Origin of the sequence: Bacillus sp. GMs2/2 (assembly GCF_050172095.1) — a bacterium.
GTDB lineage: Bacteria > Bacillota > Bacilli > Bacillales > Bacillaceae_G > Bacillus_A > Bacillus_A cereus.
Genome location: NZ_JBNLYE010000254.1, coordinates 1 through 5,964, shown reverse-complemented (window position 1 = coordinate 5,964; position 5,964 = coordinate 1). Strand labels below are relative to the sequence as shown.

Genomic DNA, 5,964 nt, shown 5'->3' with positions numbered 1-5,964 from the left:
ATTTTTGTATAGCGATTTATATTTGGGAAGTTCTATTCGGTTAACGGATAGAACTTTTTTGTAATTAAATGGGTATTTACAAACCTTTTGTATCAGTGTATTATTTAACTAGTACACCGATACAAAAGGAGGGAAGAAATGAAAATAGAGTTTTCTCCAAATACACCAATTTACATTCAGGTAATGGAATACATAAAAAAAGAAATCGTAACAGGACATTTATTGCCTGGTGATAAAATTCCCTCTGTCCGTGAATTAGCGAGTGAATTACAAGTTAATCCAAATACGATTCAGCGTACATTTCAAGAGCTAGAACGGGATGGAGTTGTTGTAACACGTAGAGGAATGGGACGGTATGTAACGAATGAAGGGGAGAAAATTATGGAGCTGCGAAAAGAGATGGCGAAAGAATTACTTCATTCTTTTATAGATGGAATGGACAATTTAGGTTTTTCAGAAGAAGAAATTCTTACAATTCTTCGTTCTTCATTACATGATAAGAGGGAGGAGAGCCAATGACAGAGCTATTGAAAATAGAAAACTTATGGAAGAGATACGGATTAAAAGCAGTGATCCGTGAATTAAACATAGAGATTACGGAAGGGAAAATCGTTGGGCTTGTTGGAGATAACGGGAGCGGGAAAACGACGTTATTGAAAATGATTGCAGGCTTGCAACACCCTTCTGAAGGTAGTATTACAATAGACGGTAAAAAGGTAGGATTACAGACGAAAGAAATCGTTTCATTTATGTCCGATAAGCCAGTCTTTGATGATTGGATGACTGTAAAAGACGCTTTATTTTTTTACCGAGATTTTTATAAAGACTTCGATATTCAAAAAGCGGTAGATACGATTGCAGAATTTAAAATACCGTTAGAAGAAAAAATTACAGCATTGTCAAAAGGTATGGTTGAGAAGCTGCAGATTATTTTAACGTTTTCTCGAAAAGTGAAGCTATACGTACTGGATGAGCCGTTGGGCGGGATAGATCCTCTTTCTAGAGAACATGTATTGGATCTAATTCTACAGTTCTATAGGGAAGATTGTACGATATTAATTTCCACTCACTTAATAAATGAAATTGAAAATATTTTTGATGAAGTGATCTTTTTAAAAGATGGAGAAATGGTTCTATATGAAAATGTAGAAGAAATTCGTTTTCAGAGAGGAAAAGCAGTTCATGAATTGTTTAAGGAGGTGTTTAGTAAGTGAAGTCAGTACTTTCCTATTTATGGAATGTAAATAAGAAAAGATATATTGTTACTTTTTTACTCTTTGTGCTAATTGAAGCTGTGTTATTTTCACAAATGATTGTAAGAAAAAGTGATGCGGCTATCAGTAGACAAGAGGGTATATTTGGAATCATTATGATTATATTTTTCTTTTATATTGTTTATATGTTTATACAAACAATGAAATCATATTCACGCTTACTGACTAATCCAATGTTACGACTTACAGCAATATCTGGGAAACAATATGTAATTTCTATGCTTATTTTCTCATTTATTGCAATGGCTATATGGTATGGGATATGTGGAATTCTTTTCTACGTAAGTTATGTATTAGCTTTTCCTACGACTTCTGTATATGTAGAGGCAAAAGAGATTATGCAAGTAGGCATAATTAATAATTTAATATATATGATAAGTGATTTATTTGAGTTTTTGTTTAGTGTGTTACAAATCATATTAGTAATTACTCTAGTTAAGTTACTTACGAAAAAGAAAAAGGCGCAAAATATACTAATTGTTATTATTTTTCTAGTAATAAATATAGCGATTACTTTAGCGACAACCTTGCTAGGAAAATTAGCTCCAGCTTTCCAAGTATTGCGAAGAGTAGAATATCATAGTGAAAGCAAGAGTCTATTTATTAATATGTTTCAAGAAAATGGATTTAACATTTTTAATATAAGTTTCATGGTAATGGTTAGTGCTCTAATAATATATGTAATTGCTTATATTATCGATAAAAAACTAGAAGTCTAAAGGAGGAATCAGCATTGGGAAACGTAGTAGTAAAGTTAGAGAATGTTCGAAAAAAGATTGGTGGAACGGAAATTATTCGTGGTTTATCATTTGAGGTTCGTGAAGGAGAAGTATACGGTTTCCTTGGACCGAACGGTAGCGGTAAGACGACGACGATCCGTATGATGACAGGTCTTATTTCAATGACAGAGGGCGATATTACAATTTGTGGACATAGTATTCGCTCGGAGCGTGAAAAGGCACTAGAGCAAATTGGAGCGATTGTAGAAAATCCTGAACTATATGATTATATGACAGGAATGCAAAACTTAAAGCATTTTGCGAACATGGCCATTACACCAATTAGTAAAGAGCGCATTGCTGAGATTGTCAAGCTTGTTGAATTAGAGCATGCGATTCATAAAAAGGTGAAAACATATTCACTTGGTATGAAACAACGTTTAGGAATTGCACAGGCATTACTTCATCAGCCGAAAATCTTAATTTTAGATGAGCCGACAAATGGATTAGATCCAGCTGGTATTCGCCAAATTCGTGATTATTTACAACGTTTAGCGAAAGAAGAGAATATTGCTGTAATCGTATCAAGTCACTTATTGAGTGAAATTGAATTAATGTGTGATCGCGTCGTTATTATTAAACAAGGTGAGTTTGTACAAGAGTACAACTTACATGAAAAAGTGAAACATGATGAGGCAGCCGTTGTAGCGTTTGAAGTAGGTGAAGTTCAGAAAGCAAATGAAATCATTAAAGGTAAAGCAAAAGGGAATGTAATTGTAGCATCTGTAACAAAAGACAACATTCCGCAACTTGTAAAAAAACTTGTTCATGCTGATGTGCTTGTATATGGCGTTACTGTTCAAAATAAAACGTTAGAGGATGAGTTCTTAGCGATTACTGGGGGAGTGAAAGCGTAATGTTTAAATTAATTCAAAATGAATTTTTAAAGTTGCATGCGAAAAAAGGTATGTATATTTTAATTGGTGTCATTGCGGCACTCGAAATTTTAGGTACTTTAGCAATGTTGAAGTGGGGAAAAGGTGATGAGTTTAAGGGGTCATATTTAGATTATGCAAACTCAGAGATTGGCTTAATTGTTTTATTTACAACGATTTTTGGGATTACACTTGCTGCCCGTACTCTTACTGATGAGTTCCAAAAAGGTACAATTAAACAATTGTTAATCCGTCCAAGAAAAAGACTTGCAGTTTTATTTTCTAAATATATTACAGTGTTATTAGCAATGTTATTTATCGTATTAGCTGGTATGCTAATTGCAATGATTATTGGCGGTATTGTAATGGATGGTAGTAAAACAGAATTAACGTTAGGAATCGTAATGAAGTCAACTTTATATCAACTACTTTCACCGTTCTTTTTTGCAACACTTTCATTTTTCCTAGCAAATGTCTTTAGAAAATCTGTATTACCATTAATTATTACGATGTTCCTATTCTTCTTACAAGGTGCAATTAATATGGTATTAATAATGTTTGCAAAAGGTGTAGCGAAGTTTGTAGTATTCAACCATTTGGATTTAAGAGCTTACGATAGTAATAAATTAATCAATGGTGGAATGGAACCAACATTTACAGAATTTACGTTTACAACTTCATTATTACTTGTAGTTGCATACTTTGTTGTGTTACTTGTAGCATCAAGTGCATTATTCCAAAAACGTGACGTATTATAATAAAAGAAATCCCCGCTTGTAAAAACGGGGATTTTTATTACATAAAATTCACTTAGATTGCAACAAGTATGCAATTTTTCGGTGGAGAAGAAAGTGGTACAATCTCAATTACTGAATTACAAGCGCAAAGTAATTTATGGATTGGTATTGGTCTTACAGTTGTTGGATTACTTTGGTTAATTCCTTATGTTTGGAAACAATGGCGTACAGTAAAAGAAGTTGGCGTGCCACGAGTACGTTTTATAAATGAGCAAAAAGTAGTGAGTTCATCACAAGAAAATGAAGTGTATAGTCAAGTGATCGTAACCGATAGATTGATGGCCATAGAGTTACCAGATGAGGCTGTAAATAAGCTTCGGTTAGAAGAAAATGATTATGTAACAGTATCTGTAGAAGAAGATAAAATCGTTATAAAGAAAGCACATAATAGATAATTAAAAAGTAGCTCCTTAGGAGCTACTTTTTAATTTGTAATAATTTCTACACGAAAATTATTACCGTTCTTTACATATTTAATATCTGTAACAGTGCGGACCGTCTTTAAAATCTCCACTTTTTCACCAATTCGTGGGATGGTTGGAACATTGTCCCAAATACCAAGCAAGTCATCTAATTGTGCCGTTTTTTCATAAAACCAGATTTTCAATGTAAAGCCCCTTTCTCGAACCTTATGTATTTTAATACATAATATATTATTTTTATTCTTATTGTAAGGGGTTTTTTTGTATTTTATGAATAAAAATAAATTAATCTTCTGGGAAGATATGTTCAATATCAGGAGTAAGAGATACTTCTGATAATACGATATGAGAAACGGTCGTTGCATATGAAGAAACATCATTGATAAATTCTTCCAGTTCAACGAGTGAAGGAACAGAAATTTTTACAATGTAGCATAAGCTTCCTGTTACTCGGTAACAAAAACTTGCAGATGGATAAGATTGAATAAACTGTTGCATACGTGTTGTATCACCATTTTTTAAAGTGATTTCTAAAATACAATCTAAAACGAGTCCTGCTTTTTTATAATCAATATCGATTGTGTATTTTTGAATAACACCTTCGCTTTCGAGCTTACGAACACGTTCTGAAGTAGATGGAGCAGATAAGTTTACTCGTTTCGCCAATTCACGCATCGAAAGGCGACTATCATTATATAATTCATTTAAAATTTTCCGATCAACACGGTCTAATTGCATTTGTAAATATACCTCCAGTAAAATAATGATTTTTGTAAAGGGAAAATATAAATTAAGATTCATATGAAATGTAAAGTGAACGTTATTTATTTTACAATAAAACAGAAGGAAATAGGAGGGGAAATGATGGAGAGAATTTCATTATCAAATGTAGGAGATACAAAGTTTCAAAAGTTATTAGGGCATAATTCGGATATATTACATTCGTGGAGTACGTTAGAAGATACACTGTACAATAAAGGAACTCTTTCAGCAGAGTTGAAGGAGCAAGTGAGAAGAACATTAGCGTATGGGAATGAATGTCCGTACTGTATGGCAAAAGGAAGACCTGATGATATGCAAAAGGCAGAGGAGATTGGTGTAGCCGTTACTTTTGCGCATACATTTGTTCATGACCGAAAAGCAATAGATGATACTATGTTTCACGTATTAAAACAATATTGGACAGAAAAAGAAATTGTAGAGCTTTGCGCCTATGTTTGCTTTATTACTGCGTCACAACAACTTGGTTTTCTATTTCAATTACAGCCAAATTAAGGGGGAAATGATGACAAATCAAATAGCACTTATCATAATCGATGTACAAAAGGCATTTCAATTACCAGATTGGGGCGAGAGAAATAATATTTTTGCTGAAGAAAACATGAGAATTTTATTAGAAGAATGGAGAAAAAGGGAACGACCAGTTTTTCATATTCAACATGTAAATAAAGAAAATGCTCAGTCAATGTTTTATGAGAGAGCGGAAACGGTAAACTTTAAAGAAGAAGTGCAACCACTACTTGGTGAAGTGGTTATTCAGAAATTCGTTAACAGCGCGTTCATTGGGACAAATTTAGAAGAGCAATTAAGAAAGAACAAATGTAATGCAGTAGTGGTTGTAGGATTAACGACAAATCACTGTGTGGAAACTACAACACGAATGGCAGGGAATTTAGGATTTACAACATATTTAGTGAGTGATGCAACGGCTACTTTTAACCGTAAAGGTTTAGATGGTAAGGAGTATAGTGCAGAAGATATTCACAATATGACACTTGTAAATTTACATGAAGAGTTTGCTACGATTGTGACGACAA

The 5,964-nt window shown here is 33.2% G+C and carries 9 protein-coding genes and 1 pseudogene; 8 read left to right on the top strand and 2 right to left on the bottom strand.

Annotated features, from left to right (window positions below):
* Nucleotides 1-138: 138 nt before the first annotated feature.
* The 6 genes and pseudogenes from ACQGS6_RS21630 to ACQGS6_RS21605 form a co-directional block, all read left to right on the top strand.
* Complete coding sequence (locus tag ACQGS6_RS21630; protein WP_000687512.1) at nt 139-519, top strand: GntR family transcriptional regulator; 381 nt, start codon at nt 139-141, stop codon at nt 517-519.
* Nucleotides 516-1,214, top strand: a complete 699-nt coding sequence (locus ACQGS6_RS21625) for an ABC transporter ATP-binding protein (RefSeq protein ID WP_061662875.1) — start codon at nt 516-518, stop codon at nt 1,212-1,214. Before ACQGS6_RS21630 ends, ACQGS6_RS21625 begins: the two co-directional genes overlap by 4 nt.
* Nucleotides 1,211-1,993 carry a hypothetical protein gene (locus ACQGS6_RS21620; RefSeq protein ID WP_000843923.1) on the top strand — a complete coding sequence of 261 codons (783 nt, stop codon included), beginning with the start codon at nt 1,211-1,213 and terminating at the stop codon, nt 1,991-1,993. The genes ACQGS6_RS21625 and ACQGS6_RS21620 overlap by 4 nt, the downstream gene beginning before the upstream one ends.
* Nucleotides 1,994-2,007: 14 nt before the next feature.
* Nucleotides 2,008-2,910, top strand: a complete 903-nt coding sequence (locus ACQGS6_RS21615; RefSeq protein ID WP_000528787.1) for an ABC transporter ATP-binding protein — start codon at nt 2,008-2,010, stop codon at nt 2,908-2,910.
* Nucleotides 2,910-3,686, top strand: coding sequence for an ABC transporter permease (locus ACQGS6_RS21610; protein ID WP_048568826.1), 777 nt, complete (start codon nt 2,910-2,912; stop codon nt 3,684-3,686). Before ACQGS6_RS21615 ends, ACQGS6_RS21610 begins: the two co-directional genes overlap by 1 nt.
* 56 nt (nt 3,687-3,742) lie before the next feature.
* A pseudogene (locus ACQGS6_RS21605) lies at nt 3,743-4,120 on the top strand (AbrB/MazE/SpoVT family DNA-binding domain-containing protein); the annotation flags it as partial.
* A 29-nt stretch (nt 4,121-4,149) separates the two neighbouring features.
* On the opposite strand, the gene ACQGS6_RS21600 reads toward ACQGS6_RS21605, so the two are convergent.
* Nucleotides 4,150-4,332: a DUF3913 family protein gene (locus tag ACQGS6_RS21600; protein ID WP_000707107.1), complete on the bottom strand. Its 183-nt coding sequence runs from the start codon at nt 4,330-4,332 to the stop codon at nt 4,150-4,152.
* Between the two features lie 100 nt (nt 4,333-4,432).
* Entirely contained in the window at nt 4,433-4,885 is a 453-nt protein-coding gene (locus tag ACQGS6_RS21595) for an Lrp/AsnC family transcriptional regulator (protein WP_001175505.1), read from the bottom strand.
* A gap of 126 nt (nt 4,886-5,011) precedes the next feature.
* Here ACQGS6_RS21595 and ACQGS6_RS21590 point away from each other — a divergent pair, with 126 nt between their 5' ends.
* Nucleotides 5,012-5,422, top strand: coding sequence for a carboxymuconolactone decarboxylase family protein (locus ACQGS6_RS21590; RefSeq protein ID WP_000439753.1), 411 nt, complete (start codon nt 5,012-5,014; stop codon nt 5,420-5,422).
* Between the two features lie 10 nt (nt 5,423-5,432).
* A partial coding sequence (locus tag ACQGS6_RS21585; protein WP_426965575.1) for a cysteine hydrolase family protein occupies nt 5,433-5,964 on the top strand: 532 nt, incomplete at its 3' end.